Source organism: Arthrobacter sp. B0316-5-4 (assembly GCF_059090325.1).
In genome coordinates, this window is sequence record NZ_JBNHFN010000003.1 from 633,174 (window position 1) to 649,585 (window position 16,412).

Consider the following 16,412-nt stretch of genomic DNA (forward strand, 5'->3'; position numbering starts at 1 on the left):
GTGTGGTGGCCGGGTGATCGTGCCGCGCTGAGGGTGCGGCACGGTCACCTGGCCGTTGCGCTGTGGTGGTGCGGTTTGGTGGGTTTGTTGGTTGTGTTCGCGTTCTTGTTCTGTGGGGGGGGGCTGTGGTTGTGACCGAGTTCGTTGAGATGCCGTTGTTGCCTGATTCCGGTGCTGGTCATGGTGGCCGGTTTGTGTATGGGGTTGCCGAGTCGGTGAAGGGTGCTTTTGAGTCCGCAGCGTCGCGGGTTTTGGAGCATTCGGGCTCACGGGGCCCGTTGGTTTCGGGTGCGGGGGAGGATTTCCGGGGGCATTTCTCGGAAGTGTTCGCCGCGAACGCGGCCACCGCTGCCCGGGATGCTGAGTCTTTGGCGGCGGCGTTGCGGACGGTCGCGGGGTATGTGGGGACCATGATCGACGCGGCGCGGGAGGAGGATGCCCGGCGGCGGGAGAATAACGAGTGGGTGCGCCGGCATAACAACCGCAATCTTTTCGAGCTGATCGGGGATGCGTGGGGTGGTGAGGCGCCGCGTCCGAATATGGAGCCGGGCAGTGCGCCGTCGTTCCCTTCCGAGTCCCCGGTACCGGGGTCCCGGCAGACTCCTGCCCCGGGTGGCGGGTTCGGGGGCGGGACGTCTTCGGCCCGTCCGGAGTCGTTGCGTTCGTTCGCGGCTGCCTCGCGTGGCCTGGATGAGGCGGTGGCGTCGGTTCCGGGGTCCTTGGAGGGGGAGTTGTCCTCGTTCGCGGGGCAGTGTTCCTGGGGCCGGATCGACGCGGCGGGTGTAATTACGGCGTTCCGGCAGTATCTGGTGGCGAATGAGGCGGACGCGGCGTGGGCGGTGGTGGTCGCGGACGCGTTCGCTGCTGCCGGCGGTGAGGGCGCGGTTTCGACCCTGTCGGACGCGGCGGTGGGTGAGGCGTTGGCCGCGGCGGGGGTGTCCGGGACCCGGACCGGGTTGGTCATTGACCCGCCCACGGCGGCCGGGGCGATGCCCACCAGTGGGTATGCGAACGATCCGGTGAACACGGCCACGGGGAACTTCATCGAACCCGAAACCGATCTCGGGTTCGCCGGGGCGGCCGCTGATCTGGCGGTGACCCGGATGTATAACTCCCTGGGCTCCGGCCTGGACACCCCCGGGGTGTTTGGTCCGGGTTGGGTGTCGGTGCTGGACCAGCACCTGGTCTTCTCGGATGAACGGTGCCGGTGGCTGATGGCCGACGGCAGGGCGGTGGACTTCCCCCGCGAGGGTACCGGGTGGGCCCGCGCGGTCGGGGAGAACTTTTGGCTCACCCGCCACTCGGCCGGCGCGCCGCGCCTGGCGGAGCTGACCTCCATCCCTGCGGGTGTGTCTGAGGTGTTGGTCGTGGCCGATAACCAGGGCACCTGGTGGGCTTACACGACCGGCGGGGTGTGGCTCGGGACCGGGGCCGGACCCGGCCGGACCATCTCCGCCCACCGCAGTGACGGTCTCGATGACGGCGGGCCAGGGGTGGTTGACCGGTTGGTGCATGTGCGGGGCCGGTTCGTGGAGATCGATTACGTCGACGGTGTGGTTGGTGTGGTGCGTTCCTCGGACGGGCGCCGGGTCCAGTACGGGTACGACGCCGAGGGCCGCCTGACCAGTGTGGGCACGGAGACCGGCACTCGCACGTATGAGTGGAACGAGGCCGGTCTGATCTCCTCGGTGGTTTCTGCTGCGGGTGTGGTGGAGGCCGAGAATAGCTATGACGGGGCCGGGCGGGTGGTTTTGCAGGTCACGGCGCATGGGCGGCGGACACGGTTCGCGTATTTGCCGGGCCGGGTCACGGTGGTCTCGGATGAGGACGGGTCCCGGTCGAATTCGTGGGTTGCTGATTCCAAGGGCCGCCTGGTGGGGGTCCTGGATGCGGAGGACCGGCGCCAGTCCATGGCCTATGACGGGCACGGGAACCTGGTGTCCTTGACCGAGCGTGACGGTGCGGTCACGGTCCACGGGTATGACGCCCGGGGCCGGAAGACCCGCACGGTGACCCCGGAGGGCGCGGACCTGACATACGGTTGGGACGCCCAGGACCGCCTGACCACTTTGGTGACTGCTACCGGCGCGACCGTGACGTACGAGTACGCTGATGAGCTGTCCCGGGACCCGTCCGCGGTGGTGGACCCGCTGGGTGGCCGGACCGTACTGGGGTGGCGGGACGGGCTCCTGACCCAGGTCACCGACCCGGCCGGGGTCACGATCGGGTTCGAGTACGACGACTTCGGGGACTTGACCGCGACGCGCAACGCCGCCGGCGATGTGGCCCGGATCGTCCGGGACCAGGCCGGGCGCCCGGTGACCGCGGTGAGCCCGTCGGGGGCGGAGACCCGGTTCAGTTATGACGCTGCCGGGGTGTTGGTGCGGTGGGTGGACCCGGACGGGGCGGTGGTCTCGTTTGAGCATGACACCGCGGGCCGGATCACCGCGGTGATCGCCCCGGACGGGGGCCGGACCGTGTTCGGGTACGGGCCCCACGGTGAACTGGTGAGCACCACGGACCCGCTCGGTCGGGTCGTGGAGCGGGTGTTTGATGAGCTCGGGAACCTCACGGCCGCGGTGTTGCCGGACGGGGGTCGGTGGGGGTTCACCCACGACGACCTTTCCCGGCTGGTGGGTATCACGGATCCGGGCGGGCATGACTGGGTGCGGGAGTACGACACGGTCGGTGCGCTGACCGCCGTCGTGGATCCGACCGGGGTCCGGACCGGGGCGGTGACGGACCGGAGGGCCGGGACCGCGTCCCTGACCGACGCCTTCACCACCACCGCGTTCAGTTTTGATGAGTACGGGCGCCCGACGCGGGTTGAGTCCGTGGACGGGTCTGCGGAGCTGGTGTCCTATGACGCGGCGGGGAACCCGGTCGAGTTGGTCGATGGGGAGGGCGGGTTGACGGTCCTGGGCCGCGACTCGGCGGGAAAGATCACCTCGATCACCTCCCCGGCCGGGGCGGTGACCCGGTACGAGTACGACCACTGCGGCCGGCCGTTCCGCAGTATTGACCCGGTCGGGGCGGTCACGGAACTGTCCTACGACGTCGATCAGCGCCTCACGGCGAGGACACTGCCGAGCGGGGAGGTCGAAACGTTCGCCTACGACGCGTGCGGGCGGTTGACCGCGAAGCACACTCCGGGGGAGGGCACGGCCCGGTACGGGTACGACAAGTGCGGGCGGTTGAGTTTTTCCCAGGATCCCTGGTACGGGACCCGCCGCTTCACCTACAACACCGCCGGGGAACTGGTGGCCACGACGAACGGGGTCGGGGGCAGGACCCGGTTCGAGTACGACACCCGCGGCCGCCTCACGAAGATCACGGACCCCACAGGTGGGGTGACCACCCGCACGTACACGGCCACGGACCAGGTCGAGACCGTCACTGACTCGCTCGGCCGTGTCACGACGGCCAGGTATGACCCGGCCGGGCGGCAGATCTCCCAAACGGACCCGGACGGGCACACGACCACCTGGACCTACGACCCGGCCGGGCGGGAAGCGTCCATCTCGGTGGACGGGTCCCTGATCACCGCCATCGAACGCGACCTTCCCGCCCGCAGGATGGTTATCACCGACCACACGGGCGGGGCCGGGTACGCGGTCGAACACGAACTGTGCTTCGACCGCCGCGGCCTCCTCACCCGCCGCACCACCGGTGACCAGACCCTGACGTGGGAGTACGACGGGGACGGGAACCGGACCGGTTTCACCACCGGTGCCGGGACCACCCGCTACACCCGCGACCGCGCCGGCAGGGTCACGGCCGTGTCGAACCCGTTGCTCGGGGACGCCACCTTCACCCATGACCCCTCCGGCCGGGTCACGTCCGCGACCGCCGGGAAATACTCACAGGAATGGGTGTACCGGGATGGGGCACTGGTCGAGCACACCCGCACCCACGCCGATGACCCGGGGTCTGCTGATGTGACCCTGATCGGCCGGGAGGACGGCGGCAGGATTACTGCCCTGTCCCGGGGCGGGGTCACCACCCGGTACGGGTACGACACCGCCGGGCAACTCACCACCGCCTCCACCACCGCCGCTGCTGGAACGGGAACCACTTCTGCGGTGGTGGGTTGGGAGTACGACGCCGGGGGCCGGCTGCTCCGCGAAACCACCCCCGCCGGGGCCCGCACGTTTGAGTACGACGCCGCAGGGCAGCTTCTTGCGGTGACGGAACCTGACGGTTCTGTCACCGAGTACGTGTATGACGGGTTGGGGCGCCGGGTGCGGGTGATCGGGCCGGACGGGTCCTGGACCGAATACGCCTGGGGTCCCACCGGCTACCTCACCGGCACCCTCGAAAAGGACCGGGACGGGGCCGAACAAGCCCGGCACCGGTTGCACGTGGACGCGCTCGGTGAACTCGCCACCGTGGACGGGGCACCGTTGTGGTGGGACACCGCAGCACCCGTCCCGACCCTCGCCGGTGCCAACAGCACCCAGGTGCTCTCCCTGCCCGGCGGCGTCACCGGCATCGGTGACGCTTTCACCGCGCCCGGGTGGCGTGCCGCCCGACCCACCGACCAACACGACCCCTGGGCAGCCCTCGGCACCCCCACCAACCCCACCCCCGGTAGCCCCGCAACAAACGGTGCCGGGCTGGGTGGTCTGTTGCCCGCCGGGATCGCCTTGACCGCCGGTGGCGGGATCGACATCGCCGGACTCGAATGGCTCGGCGCCCGCGCCTACGACCCGACCACCCGGGGGTTCCTCTCCACCGACCCCCTCGCCCCCGTCCTCGGCGCGGGCTGGGACGGAAACCCCTACGCCTACGCCGGAAACAACCCCCTCAACACCACCGACCCCACCGGCCTGCGGCCCCTGACCGACGCGGACCTGAAAGCCTACGACGGCTCCTCCCGCGGCGCCCTCGCCGCAGCAGGAGACTGGTGGAAAGATAACTGGGAATACGTCGCCGCGGGGGCCGCGATTGCCGTGGGGGTGGGGCTGATGTTCACCGGAGTCGGTGGACCCGTTGGAATGGCCCTCGTCGGAGCGGCTGCGGGGGCCCTGACATCGGGCGGAGCTTCAGTGATTGTGCAGAAGGCTTCTTCCGGAAAAGTCGACATGGACAAGGTATGGAAGGATGCCGCAATTGGCGCCGTCGCGGGGGGGCTTGGTGGGGCCGCCGGCGGTCTGTTGGCCCGTGCGGCGAACGCAACCCGTGTTGCGACGTCCATGGGCTCAACGTCGAACTTCGTGACTAGGGCAAACACCGTGCTGGGGAGCACGACCCTTCGGAGTACATTGTCAGCTGGTACGGGTGGGTCGGGTAGCAATGTCGTGGCTTATGCACTTGACGATAAAGAAGATCAGACGATCGGAGGTTACTTCGCTACCGCCGGAACCGGATTCTTGACAGGCGCAGGAGGATCCTGGGTTGTCGGAAAGGCGGGAGCGTCATGGGCCGATGACGTGGCCGCCCGCTTGCCTAATTGGACAGGCCCAATCTCCAGCGGCGCTCACAGCGGGGCGCCCTACAATTGGGGTTCGGTCGTGACTGAGCAGGTGGTCAATCGGATCGGTGGTGGAATAGTGGGTGCAGTCAATACAGAGCTGCAGCCGGGTACTGCGACCACGAGTGACCTTATAAACGGCGCCGTTCAAGGATTTGCCAACGGCGCAACAGGCCCACTGAGCGGACGTCGTGCAAGTGGTTGGTGAGGAACAGGAAAATGATGCCGGAGAACAGTAACGACGCTTCACACCAGCAAATCGGCAACCGCAGATCTAGGCGATTTTGGAAACTTACGGGCGTCTTTATTTTGATTACTGGTTTATTCGTTCTGCTCATTCCCGTTTGGGACTCGATTGCTGTCGAGAGCCTTCGTTGTCATGTGGTATCTGCATCGCCGAATACGAATTCTGGGGGTTCTAGAGGATCTGCCTCGAGCGCCGGCGTTTTGGTCGAAACGTCGAACTGTGGAACGATCTCCGTGTCAAACGGTGTATCTTTCGAAAATCAACAGGAAATCGCATCCTCTTTCAGAGTCGGCACTGATTATGAGTTTGATATTGGCTGGTTCTCTCGTGTTGTGATGAAGGACCTCAGGAACGGCATTCCCTCGGCTCGCGACTACCGATTGGTTCGCTGACCTCACCGGGACGCTTCTCACGCACCAGGTGCCCCCGGAACTGAGCCCCGACAAGGGATGAATGACCTACAGCACGGCAGTGTTAGGTGGGGCGCATGCCGGGGCTATCGTTGAATGCGTGAAATTTGTGGGCAATGGAGCTGTAAAGCAAGGAACAGGGGCGCCACTGTGGAAGATGACGAGGATGGTGCAAATGGGAATTCCGAGGCAAAGGATTATTTCACGGGTGAAGATTTGCGACTCGGAAGGAAAGCCTGTAGATATATAGACATACTTTGCGTGATTGTCACACTGCTTTGTGTGGTTATCGCAGTGTTTGTTTTCACCCACGTCCCTTGGGACACGCGAATGCCCTACGACGGAAGGTTTGATCGCTCTGGCAACGGGATTCCAATGCAGATGGCCATGCTCATTGTGTTTCTTGTGCTCTTCCTCTTTTGGCGGTCCGGTAGAGAGCCCGATGCGCACCGGATGCGAAAGGGATCTCGCATCGGGACATACATTCTAGGAACAGTCATGATCATGGCATGTCTTGCTGGCCAGTGGGTCATGGCTCAGTCCATCCTTACTGCAGGCGGTTACTTCGGAACTTAGTATTTCTTCCGTTCTGTGGTGGCGTGAATTTTCCGGTCTTGGGTGGAGGCGACATCTCGTTAAGGTCTCTTTCCGGGTTTGGCATGGGGCGCGCTGCTAAGTCCGCCTCTACTGCCGGGAGCGATCCACTCAACACTCCTGACCCGACCGGATTGCCGCCCCCGAACGACGCGGACCTGAAAGCAACGACGGCCCATCCCGCGGCGGCCTCGTCGCAGCAGGATGAGTACTGAAGTGTTGAACGGAGCGATTGGTTTGAGCGCAAATGCCGTTGTTGACGAATTGTGGAAGTGAACTAAATTAGTGTCGAAGCGAAGGGCGTATGTGCCAACTAAACGGGTAGCCCCCGGATGGTACTACTGGTTGGGGGTTCTATTTCCGGTTGTTCTGGTCCTAATTACATGTATTAGAAGAATGCCAGAGTTTGGGCTTTCCGTCTGGGTGGCAAACATTGTCGTCTTTATGGTCGCCGTATTATGTGTGGGCGGGCTGACCTACTTGAAATCAAACTTTGTTTCCGCGGTTGCTTTTGGCGTCGTAATCATAGGAGGAAGCTTGGCTATCGCCGGACTCTCCCATGTTGTCCCGGTCATCGTAGTCGCTTACGGATCGTTATGGGCGGGTGCTGCAGCCGGTCTGTTGGTTGGACTGACACTGACCGCTGGAGAAGAGCGATAGCGCTCAGCTGGTGACTGTATTTGTGTTCGGGGCCCATGCGTCGGGTGCGGCCAGGGCAGGATCAGCTGTGTCGGCTGTGGGTTCGCGTGTTGGGACTGCGGTTACTGCGGGGGTTGTCCCGTGTCAGTACAGGGGCGGGGAGTTACTTATCCCAGTTGTCGGCCCAGCAGATGGGCCGGGCGGCACTGACGAATGGGATATCGGGGGGACTGGGCAACACAGGCATGTATTTCGTGACAAATCGTCGGGCGGATCTCTAGTTGGCGGCTCGGTGGACCACCGAATCAGCGGCGAAAAATACGGCATCTATGAAGTGTTTTTTGACGGTACAGCAGGCGCGGTCAGTTCGCGCTTCCCCGGGGCCTCCAATCTGGACTCTAATCCAGGCTGGATGACGCACCCTTTGGCAGCGTGCGGCGGTGCGCATGTTAGGGATATCGTTGAGAGTGCTAAATCTGTGAGCGGAGAGCTTATCGAAAGAGGAATCGAGTAGAAGCGTGGTAAACGATAATGTCAATTCAGACGCAGGAGAAGGGGGCAATGACAGTCGTTTCACGAAGGAAGAGTTGGAACTAGGAAAAAAAGCGACCAAAGTGTTTCGCATTTGTTCGTTAATTGCAATTTTCATCTGCATCGGAGTTGCATTTTTCGTTTTTGCAAATGTCCCATGGGATACCCGAATGCCCTATGACGGAAAGTATAATCGGAGCGGAAGCGGCATTCCCATGCAGATTGCAATGATTCCATGTCTACTAGTGCTGCTCGGACTGTGGAGTGCAGGAAAGAAGCCTGACGCACATCATATGGGTTGAGGCGGCCGTTTGCAGTGTACGTATTCGGAATAGCAATGGTTCTTGCCTGCCTCATTGGACAGCTCATAATGGCGCAAGGAATACTTGTGGCTGGTGGCTACTTACCTGGGTAGCATTCTAAAAAGGGTTATAGACAGCTGCCTGTGCCTTAGATTTCGGAAGTAAGTGCCAGCAATCAGGAAGGCTGCCCCATAGCCAGCTCGCTCGGGCTTGAGCGCAAATGTCATTGTTGACGAGTTGTGGAAGCGAACTAAGATAATCTCGAAGCAAAGAGTGTATGTGCCAACTAAACGAGTCGCTCCGGAATGGTACTACTGGAGCGGCGTCGTTATACCGGGAATTCTCATGCTGGTTTTGTGTGTCAATAGGACTGAAGAATATGGAATATCCGTATGGATTGCTAACGCTATTGTCGTTATTGCTACTGCCCTTGGCGTTGGATGTGTGACGTATTGGAAATCCAACTTCGCCGCAACGTTATCGTTTAGTGCCACCATCATCTTAGGCAGCTTAGCCTTCGCAGTTCTTTCCCATGTTATCTCGGTGATCGGCTTGACGGGCGGTGCGCTGTGGACGGGATGCCCTCTCGGCCTATTGATTGGTGTGACACTGACTGCAGGCGAACGTCGTTAGCTTTTGACTGGTGACTGTGTTTCATGTTCAGTGCACCAGATAGCTTGAGATGCCAAAACAGGGCGGGTTCGCGGGGCGGTCTAATTTGTGAGGGTTTCCACTTCTGATCGGTGGTTTATTAGTATTGCTCATGCGTATCATCTTCTACAGATGAGATTATTGCGGCGCGGAACGATTGCATGTGGAAGATAGTTGTATGTTGGTTTCTATAGATAATTTCTGGGAAGGACATGAACACAGATGGATATGAAGACTGTTGATTCTGCAGGCGGAGGCGTTGCGGGGGTTACGGGTTCGGGCGAGCTGGCTGGTCCTCTATATGGAGCGTCGTTTGGTAAGTCGGTGAAGCGGTTCTTTGCCAAGTATGCGAAGTTCGCTGGTCGCGCCTCGCGGAGTGAGTTCTGGTGGAGTCAGCTTTTCGTTTTTCTGGTGATGGTGGTCCCATACCTCATGATGACCATCGGGTTCGTGGCCAGCACCGCCTGGGCTCAGCAGAACCCTAAGGTGCAATCCATGGGTTTCGATCCGGCCACCGGGAAAGAAGTGTTCTATGAGGCCGCTCCTGGTATTGTGAACGCCCCGACTGGAGGCCTCATGGTGGCAGGTTTCATTCTCGTCGTCGTTCTGGGGCTGGCCATTGTGGTGCCTCAGCTGTCGTTGCTTTGGCGGCGTTTGCATGATGCAAATCTTGCGGGTCCGCTTGCGTTCGTTGGGCTTGTTCCGATGGTCGGCGGACTGGCTGTTTTGATTCTGGCGCTTATGCCGTCCAAGGCGGAAGGCCGGCGCTTCGACCCCCGCTGACGGGCGACGGCAATACTCATCACTGCGTGAATGGCGCCAGATCGATGCGTTCCGGTGCAATCTTCGGAACAGCTAGGTGCACCTAACCCAGCACCATCCAGTTACTGGCATCGGTGTGACAGGAAGACGATGTCCAAAAGAGATATGCCTTCTGAAGGCGAGGCTCCCAGGCGGAAGTTTCAGAGGCTCTGGCAGGTAGCAGGAGTCCCCATACTCCTCGCGGGTATCTTCGTTCTCCTCATTCCAGTATGGGACTCCATTGCCGTAGAAAGTATCCGATGCGAGGTGGTTTCGGCTGAGCCGCGCACGAGTTCAGGCGGATCGAGGGGGGCAGCATCTACTGCCGGTGTTTTAGTGCAGACTTCTAATTGCGGAAGCATTTCGGTGTCCCAAGGAGTAACTTTCGAAAACGAAGGGAAGATTGCATCGTCTTTCACAAAAGGCAGCGTGTTCGAGTTCGATCTGGGTTGGTTCTCGCGCGTCGTGATGAAGGATCTGGGGAGCGGAATCCCGTCAGCGCGAGGCTACCGCTTGGCGGGATAACTTCGGGTTCACTGGTGCGGCACAGAACAGGAAAAGAAGCGATGATGAGAGGCGGCGGTCGGAATCACCCTTCCGGCCGAGCAAAATTGAAGTGGTTTTGGAAGTGGCCCGGTATCGCACTTCTGGCAATTACCGCACTTTACTTGATGATGCCGGCACTTGATTCCATCGCTGTGGAGAGTCTGCGATGCAAGATAGTCTCCGCAGACGCTAAATCCAGTTCAGGAGGGACCCGAGGATCGGCCTCCACAGCGGGCGTTCTCATCGAGACATCAAACTGCGGAAAGATTTATATATCCCGTGGCGTGACTTTCGATTCACAGGTTGCGATCGCGTCATCGTTCAGCGTGGGTAGTGAATACGACTTCGATCTCGGCTGGTTTTCGCGGGTTGAGACCAAAGACCTCAGAAAGGGTATCCCTACTGCACGGGAGTACAGATTAGTACGGTAATGCCTGCCCGACTTGTCCGGAGGTGATCTTGACTGGTGATCAGGCGAGCGTGATCTCTCGTAGGAGGTACCTGTCTGGGACGCGGTGTGTCTGGATTCGACCCTTCCGGCTTTGCCGTCCGGTTTCCCGCTCCAGCACCGGCACCCGTCGTCACGTTCGCTTCAGTCGCACGCATGGGCGCCCTCGGATGGTCGAAGCCCTGGTCGCTGTGACCAAGCAAAAGGCCCCGCCTCCCTCATAAACACAGGGAAGCAGGGCCTTTCTCATTGGCGGTGACGGTGGGATTTGAACCCACGTTGGCTTTTACACCAAACAACATTTCGAGTGTTGCACCTTCGGCCGCTCGGACACGTCACCAACTGAAATAGGGTACCGGAGTTGGGCCCGGTTCCCCAAAACGGCCCGGACGCGAGCCCGGGAACACGCGCCAACTTCCGTCCGCAGCTCCACACCGATAGATTCGTAAGCATCATGACTATCTCGCGCGAACAGGAACACGAACCAGGCCTCCAAGCCCACGCCTATTGGGTCACCAAAACGGGCGACGGTGAAATGCGCACCGAAACGATCGCGGCGCCGAAAGAAGGCGAAGCCCTGGTCAGGACCCTCTACACAGGCGTAAGCCGGGGCACCGAGCGCGTGGTCCACGAAGGCCGCGTCCCGGAACGGGTGGCTGACCTGATGCAGGCACCGCACCAGGAAGGCGACTTCCCCGGCCCTGTGAAGTACGGCTACCTGAGCGTCGGCACGGTAGAGCAAGGCCCGGAGGAATGGATCGGCAAAACAGTCTTCAGCCTCCACCCGCACCAGGACCTCTACGTTGTTCCCACCAGCAACCTCACCGTCATGCCTGAGGATGTCCCGGCCAAGCGTGCCGTTCTCACAGGCATCGTCGAAGTCGCCATCAACGCCCTCTGGGAAGCGGGGCCGCGCCTGGGTGACCGTGTCGCCGTCGTCGGTGGTGGTTTGGTGGGCGGCGTCCTGGCGACGCTCCTGCGGAAGTACCCGCTCGATCGCCTGCAAATGGTTGACGCGGACCCGGAAAAGCAAAAACTCGCGCAAACACTCGGCATCGATTTCGCCCTCCCCGAAAACGCACAAGCCGACAACGACATCGTCTTCCACTGCTCGGCCTCCAACGAGGGCCTCAAACTGAGCCTCCAACTTGCCGGAGACGATTCGGACGTCATCGAACTCTCTTGGTTCGCGGACAAGGAAGTGACCCTCCCACTCGGCGAGGACTTCCACGCCCGCAGGCTCAACATTCGCTCCAGCCAAGTCGGCGCCGTGGCCCTCCCAAGAAGGCACCGCCGAACCAACGCACAGCGCCTGCAGGAAGCGGCGAACCAGTTGAAAGATCCGCTGTTCGACACGTTCCTGACCAGCGAATGCCAGTTCCGGAACCTGCCCGCCACTCTCGCTAAATTATTCGAACAGCCCGGTGGCTTCTGCCATGTGGTCGCATACCCCAACCCGGAGGATTAACACATGTTCAGCCTGACCGTCCGACGCCACTTCATGGTCGCCCACAGCCTTCCCCGCGAGGCCTTCGGCCCAGCGCAAGGTCTCCATGGGGCCACGTTTGTTGCCGAAGTCAGCTTCCGCCGCCCGGACCTCAACGACGACGCGATCGTTCTGGACATCGGTGCGGCCGGCGGCATCCTGGAAGAAATCCTGGCGGACCTGAACTACAAGAACCTCGACGAGCACCCGGCCTTCAAAGGCAAGCTCTCCACGACCGAGGCACTTGCCAAGCACATCGCCGACGCCATGGCCGCCCGGATCCAGGACACTGAAGACGGTCCGGCGCTCAGCGGCATCGACGTCGTCCTCCGCGAAAACCCCGACGCTTGGGCCGGCTATTCGCTGGAGCTCCCGGCCAAGTAGATGCACGTCCGCTTCCTGGTCCCGGGGAACGTCCGCCACGGCTCCGGCGGCAACAAGTACAACGCCAAACTGGCGGAGCACCTGACCGCCTTGGGCGCGGACGTTGAGACTGTAAGGGTCGACGGCGATTGGCCGGTTGGCAGCCCAGCGGACAGGCAGCGGTTCGCGGAAGCGCTCGACGGCGGTACGACAGTGATTGCCGACGGCCTCGTGGCGAGTGGGGCCCCGGATGAGGTTGCACGCGCAGTGGGTGATGGAACCAGGGTCTGGATCCTGTCCCACATGGCTTTGCCGGAGCACGGCGACCTCGAAGCCAAGGCGTTGGCTGCAGCAACGGGCATCATCTGCCCCAGCGCCCATTCAGCCGCGGAATTGGTGGCCAAGCACGGGGCACTGGATGTGGTGGTGGCGACGCCGGGAGCAGCATCGGCCGATGCCAGTGCCGGATCCGTACCGAAGCACATCGTCTTGGTGGCCGCATTGCTTCCCAACAAGAGCCAAACCCTCTTGGTCGAGGCCCTCAGCCAGTTGCAAGACCTGGAATGGACCGCGTCCGTGATCGGCTCCCACGACGCCGACCCGGCGTACGCAGCAAAGGTGAGGGACGCCGTCGAACATCACCGGCTGCAGCATCGCATCACCTTGACCGGCGAGCTGACGGGCCAGGAACTTGAGGACCAATGGCACACAGCCGACCTCAGCGTCCTCCTGTCGCAGTCGGAGTCGTTCGGCATGGTGGTGACGGAATCGTTGGCCCATGGCATCCCGGTGATCGTCCGTCAGGGGACTGGTGCGGTCGAAGCCTTGGGCGGCACCGGCGCTGGTGCGGCGCTGGACCTCAGCGACCCCAACAACCTGGCGATGACTCTCCGGAACTGGCTGACCGACCCAGCCCTTCAGCAGCGCTGGCGCAGCAACGCGCTCCAGGCCCGGGAGCACCTCCCGAGCTGGGACACCACGGCCGCGACGGTCCTGAAAGCCATCACGTAGCAGCGTCTGACTGTGCAGAATGGGCGGATGACCACCAGCGCTCCTCCCGCAGCAACCCTCACGCCCGAGCGCCTCCGCGCCTGGGCCTGGCACAAGCAAGGCCTCGACGGATCACTGCAAGGAAAGACGTCCGGGGAAGTCCTGGACCACGCAGGCTGGGCTCGTTCGGTGGGTGGTGCCAACCCTTATCTCACGCTCTTTGCGCGGGCGGGCATCAGCCGCGAGCAGGCGGACAGGGACGTCAAAGCACTGAGGATCCACGAACTCCCCACCGCCCGCGGATGCACGTATGTCTTGGGCCAAAGCGACTACCCGTGGGCCCTTCAGATCGGCCGCGACGCCGCCATAGCGCCCTTCAAGGTGCTCGCCCGGCTGGGCGTTGACCGTGCTGAGATCACCCTCCTGGAGGACCAGGTGGAGCACGTACTTCAGGAATCCAGCGAGCCCATGGACCCCAAGCAGCTCCGGGACGTCCTCGGCGATTCCGTCCGCAGCCTGGGGGAGGAAGGCAAGAAGAAGGGGGCCTCCACCACACTGCCAACTGCCCTCGGGCTGCTGCAGGCGGATGGCCGTATCCGCCGCGTGCCCATCAACGGCCGCCTCGATCAACAGCGCTACGCCTACACCGGTTGGGGCCTTCAGCCCAGCGGGATGGACGACGACGGCGCCCGCCGCCTGCTGATCGAACGGTACCTGCGGTGGACTGGGGGAGCGACGCTCAAACAGAGTCAGTGGTTCACTGGCTTCACGGTCGCCCAAAGCAAGGCTGCGCTCGCCGCTGTTGGCGCCGTTGAGGTGCCAACAGCAACTGGCGACGTGCTGTGGATGCTGCCCGCCGACGTCGACCGTTTGGCTGGCTTCGAAGAGCCGGGCGACGAGCAGATCCAGCTGCTGGCAGGCACCGATTCACTGGTCCTCCACAGGAGGAACTCTGCGGACATGTTCGACGACGAGGACAAGGGCAAGAAAGTACTGGACACCACCCTGGCGCTCCAGGCCGACCTCCCGGACCACCCCATCCTGGACCGCGGAAGGATCATCGGCCTGTGGCAGTACGATCCCGGCAAAGAACGCATCGCAGCGTGGACCTTCGCCAAGCCCACGCCGGCGGTCAGCAAACGGATCGCGGAAGTGGAAACCTGGATCCGGGAGGAGCTGGGTGACTTCCGGTCGTTCAGCCTGGACTCGCCGGCATCACGCCAGGTGCGGATCGACGCCCTGGACGAGGCCGCAGGACGCTGAGTACACCAGATCCAAGTAAACAGTGACAAAAAGGGCTTAGAAGGGGCGCTGCTCCCCGCCGGGCACGCGATGCGAAGCGAAGAAATCCTTCAGCAGGGCCGCGCATTCTTCCTCGCGGACGCCCGCGTAGACCTCCACCCAGTGGTTGAGCCGGCGCTCGCGGAGGATGTCGAACACTGACCCCACAGCCCCGGCCTTCTCGTCCCAGGCGCCAAAAACCACGCGCGGAATCCGGGCCAGGACGATGGCCCCGGCACACATGGCGCACGGTTCAAGGGTCACCACCAAGGTGCAGTCCTCAAGTCGCCAACCATCACCGGAGGCACCGGTCTTGGCTGCCCGGCGACGCAAAGAAGCAGCCGCCTCGCGGATGGCCACCACCTCCGCGTGCGCGGTCGGGTCCCCGTGCGCTTCCCGTTCGTTGCGTCCGGAACCCAGCACGCCGCCGTCGGGCCCTAACACCACTGCGCCAATAGGTACGTCGTCCGTTTTCAGCGCCAACCGGGCCTCGTCCAGGGCAAGGCCCATCCAGGCCATGTGGTCTGCGTGATACGGCTCGGTGGCGCTCATGTCTCAATGATAGTTTTGGGGGATGCGCACACTCGTCGTGGACCACCCGCTGGTCGCTCACAAGCTCACCGTTCTGCGGGATAAGAACACCCCTTCACCGGTCTTCCGGCAACTCACTGAAGAACTCGTCACCCTCCTGGCCTACGAAGCCACCCGCGAGGTCAAGACGCAGCCGGTCGAGATCGAGACCCCCGTCACCAAGACCATTGGCACGGCCTTCACCAAGCCGACGCCGCTGGTTGTCCCCATCCTTCGCGCAGGCCTCGGCATGCTCGAGGGCATGACCAAGCTGGTCCCTACGGCCGAGGTTGGTTTCCTGGGAATGGCCCGCGACGAAGAAACCCTGGACATCATCACCTACGCCGAGCGCCTCCCCGAGGACCTTACCGGCCGCCAGATCTTCGTCCTGGACCCCATGCTTGCTACTGGCGGCACCCTTCGCGAGGCCATCAAGTTCCTCTTCAAGCGTGGAGCGTCGGACGTCACCTGCATCTGCCTGCTTGCTGCTCCTGAGGGACTGGCGAAGCTGGAAGAAGAGCTTTCCGACGCCAACGTCAACATTGTCCTGGCGTCCATTGACGAGAAGCTCAATGAGAAGTCGTACATCGTGCCCGGCCTGGGCGACGCCGGCGACCGCCTCTACGGCGTGGCCGGCTAAGGGGACACCCCTACCGGTTTCCGGTCCGCGCCGCTAGCCTGTGGCGCATGGACTGGAAACTTGAACTGGTATTTGTCCCTGTCTCCGACGTCGATCGTGCGAAGGATTTCTACGTCAACAAGGTTGGTTTCAACGCCGACTACGACGAGCGTCCCTCGGAGAACATCCGTTTCGTGCAACTGACACCGCCGGGCTCGGCATGCTCCATCTGCATTGGAGAGGGCCTGAACGATGCCCCTCCGGGAACAGCTCCAAGCCTGCAGATCGTGGTCAGCGACATCAACAAGGCCCACCAGCAGCTCAAGGACAACGGAGTGGACGTCAGCGACATCGACATCCAGGCCTGGGGCCACTTCGTGTACTTCGCGGATCCGGACGGCAACAAATGGGCGCTGCAGTACCTCCCGCAGCGGCCCAACGGCTGACATCGCGTGAGCGTG

11 protein-coding genes and 1 tRNA gene are annotated in these 16,412 nt (G+C 62.5%); 10 read left to right on the forward strand and 2 right to left on the reverse strand.

The genetic code is table 11. From position 1 onward, the window contains the following. Window positions 1-131: 131 nt before the first annotated feature. The 4 genes from AC5RU9_RS11495 to AC5RU9_RS11510 all read left to right on the forward strand — a co-directional run bounded on the left by AC5RU9_RS11495 (window position 132) and on the right by AC5RU9_RS11510 (window position 9,630). On the forward strand, window positions 132-5,681 hold the full coding sequence (locus AC5RU9_RS11495) for a DUF6531 domain-containing protein (RefSeq protein WP_494016546.1): 5,550 nt from the start codon (window positions 132-134) through the stop codon (window positions 5,679-5,681). A gap of 2,200 nt (window positions 5,682-7,881) precedes the next feature. Beyond that, the gene (locus AC5RU9_RS11500) at window positions 7,882-8,196 is read left to right on the forward strand and encodes a hypothetical protein (RefSeq protein WP_494016547.1); all 315 of its coding nucleotides are present in this window, start codon (window positions 7,882-7,884) and stop codon (window positions 8,194-8,196) included. 279 nt (window positions 8,197-8,475) lie between these two features. Next, entirely contained in the window at window positions 8,476-8,829 is a 354-nt protein-coding gene (locus AC5RU9_RS11505) for a hypothetical protein (protein ID WP_494016548.1), read from the forward strand. Window positions 8,830-9,069: 240 nt separating this feature from the next. Continuing rightward, entirely contained in the window at window positions 9,070-9,630 is a 561-nt protein-coding gene (locus tag AC5RU9_RS11510) for a DUF805 domain-containing protein (protein WP_494016549.1), read from the forward strand. A gap of 1,262 nt (window positions 9,631-10,892) precedes the next feature. Here AC5RU9_RS11510 and AC5RU9_RS11515 read toward each other — a convergent pair. Beyond that, window positions 10,893-10,982, reverse strand: a tRNA-Ser gene (locus AC5RU9_RS11515). Between the two features lie 114 nt (window positions 10,983-11,096). On the opposite strand from AC5RU9_RS11515, the gene AC5RU9_RS11520 reads away from it, so the two are divergent. The 4 genes from AC5RU9_RS11520 to AC5RU9_RS11535 are packed head-to-tail and all read left to right on the forward strand — an operon-like array spanning window position 11,097 to window position 14,744. Then, window positions 11,097-12,110 carry a zinc-dependent alcohol dehydrogenase gene (locus tag AC5RU9_RS11520; RefSeq protein ID WP_494016550.1) on the forward strand — a complete coding sequence of 338 codons (1,014 nt, stop codon included), beginning with the start codon at window positions 11,097-11,099 and terminating at the stop codon, window positions 12,108-12,110. 3 nt (window positions 12,111-12,113) lie between these two features. After that, a complete protein-coding gene (locus AC5RU9_RS11525) occupies window positions 12,114-12,512 on the forward strand; it encodes a 6-pyruvoyl trahydropterin synthase family protein (protein ID WP_211711465.1) in 399 nt (132 codons plus the stop codon). Continuing rightward, window positions 12,513-13,502: a glycosyltransferase family 4 protein gene (locus AC5RU9_RS11530; RefSeq protein WP_494016551.1), complete on the forward strand. Its 990-nt coding sequence runs from the start codon at window positions 12,513-12,515 to the stop codon at window positions 13,500-13,502. 27 nt (window positions 13,503-13,529) lie between these two features. Beyond that, window positions 13,530-14,744, forward strand: a complete 1,215-nt coding sequence (locus AC5RU9_RS11535; protein ID WP_494016552.1) for a DNA glycosylase AlkZ-like family protein — start codon at window positions 13,530-13,532, stop codon at window positions 14,742-14,744. 36 nt (window positions 14,745-14,780) lie between these two features. Here the strand turns inward: AC5RU9_RS11535 and AC5RU9_RS11540 are convergent, their stop codons facing one another. After that, on the reverse strand, window positions 14,781-15,314 hold the full coding sequence (locus AC5RU9_RS11540) for a nucleoside deaminase (protein WP_494016553.1): 534 nt from the start codon (window positions 15,312-15,314) through the stop codon (window positions 14,781-14,783). Between the two features lie 22 nt (window positions 15,315-15,336). Between AC5RU9_RS11540 and upp the strand changes: the two genes are divergently transcribed. Both upp and AC5RU9_RS11550 read left to right on the forward strand, forming a co-directional pair. Beyond that, window positions 15,337-15,972 carry a uracil phosphoribosyltransferase gene (gene upp, locus AC5RU9_RS11545; RefSeq protein ID WP_026542238.1) on the forward strand — a complete coding sequence of 212 codons (636 nt, stop codon included), beginning with the start codon at window positions 15,337-15,339 and terminating at the stop codon, window positions 15,970-15,972. A gap of 47 nt (window positions 15,973-16,019) precedes the next feature. Then, the gene (locus tag AC5RU9_RS11550) at window positions 16,020-16,397 is read left to right on the forward strand and encodes a glyoxalase superfamily protein (RefSeq protein ID WP_211711461.1); all 378 of its coding nucleotides are present in this window, start codon (window positions 16,020-16,022) and stop codon (window positions 16,395-16,397) included. Window positions 16,398-16,412 lie beyond the last annotated feature (15 nt).

Excerpts from the sequence above, each read along its gene's own strand:
- AC5RU9_RS11510 (WP_494016549.1), top strand. The coding sequence starts at position 9,070 with ATGGATATGAAGACTGTTGATTCTGCAGGCGGAGGCGTTGCGGGGGTT.
- AC5RU9_RS11520 (WP_494016550.1), top strand. The coding sequence starts at position 11,097 with ATGACTATCTCGCGCGAACAGGAACACGAACCAGGCCTCCAAGCCCAC.
- AC5RU9_RS11525 (WP_211711465.1), top strand. The coding sequence starts at position 12,114 with ATGTTCAGCCTGACCGTCCGACGCCACTTCATGGTCGCCCACAGCCTT.
- AC5RU9_RS11530 (WP_494016551.1), top strand. The coding sequence starts at position 12,513 with ATGCACGTCCGCTTCCTGGTCCCGGGGAACGTCCGCCACGGCTCCGGC.
- AC5RU9_RS11535 (WP_494016552.1), top strand. The coding sequence starts at position 13,530 with ATGACCACCAGCGCTCCTCCCGCAGCAACCCTCACGCCCGAGCGCCTC.
- AC5RU9_RS11540 (WP_494016553.1), bottom strand. The coding sequence starts at position 15,314 with ATGAGCGCCACCGAGCCGTATCACGCAGACCACATGGCCTGGATGGGC.
- upp (WP_026542238.1), top strand. The coding sequence starts at position 15,337 with ATGCGCACACTCGTCGTGGACCACCCGCTGGTCGCTCACAAGCTCACC.
- AC5RU9_RS11550 (WP_211711461.1), top strand. The coding sequence starts at position 16,020 with ATGGACTGGAAACTTGAACTGGTATTTGTCCCTGTCTCCGACGTCGAT.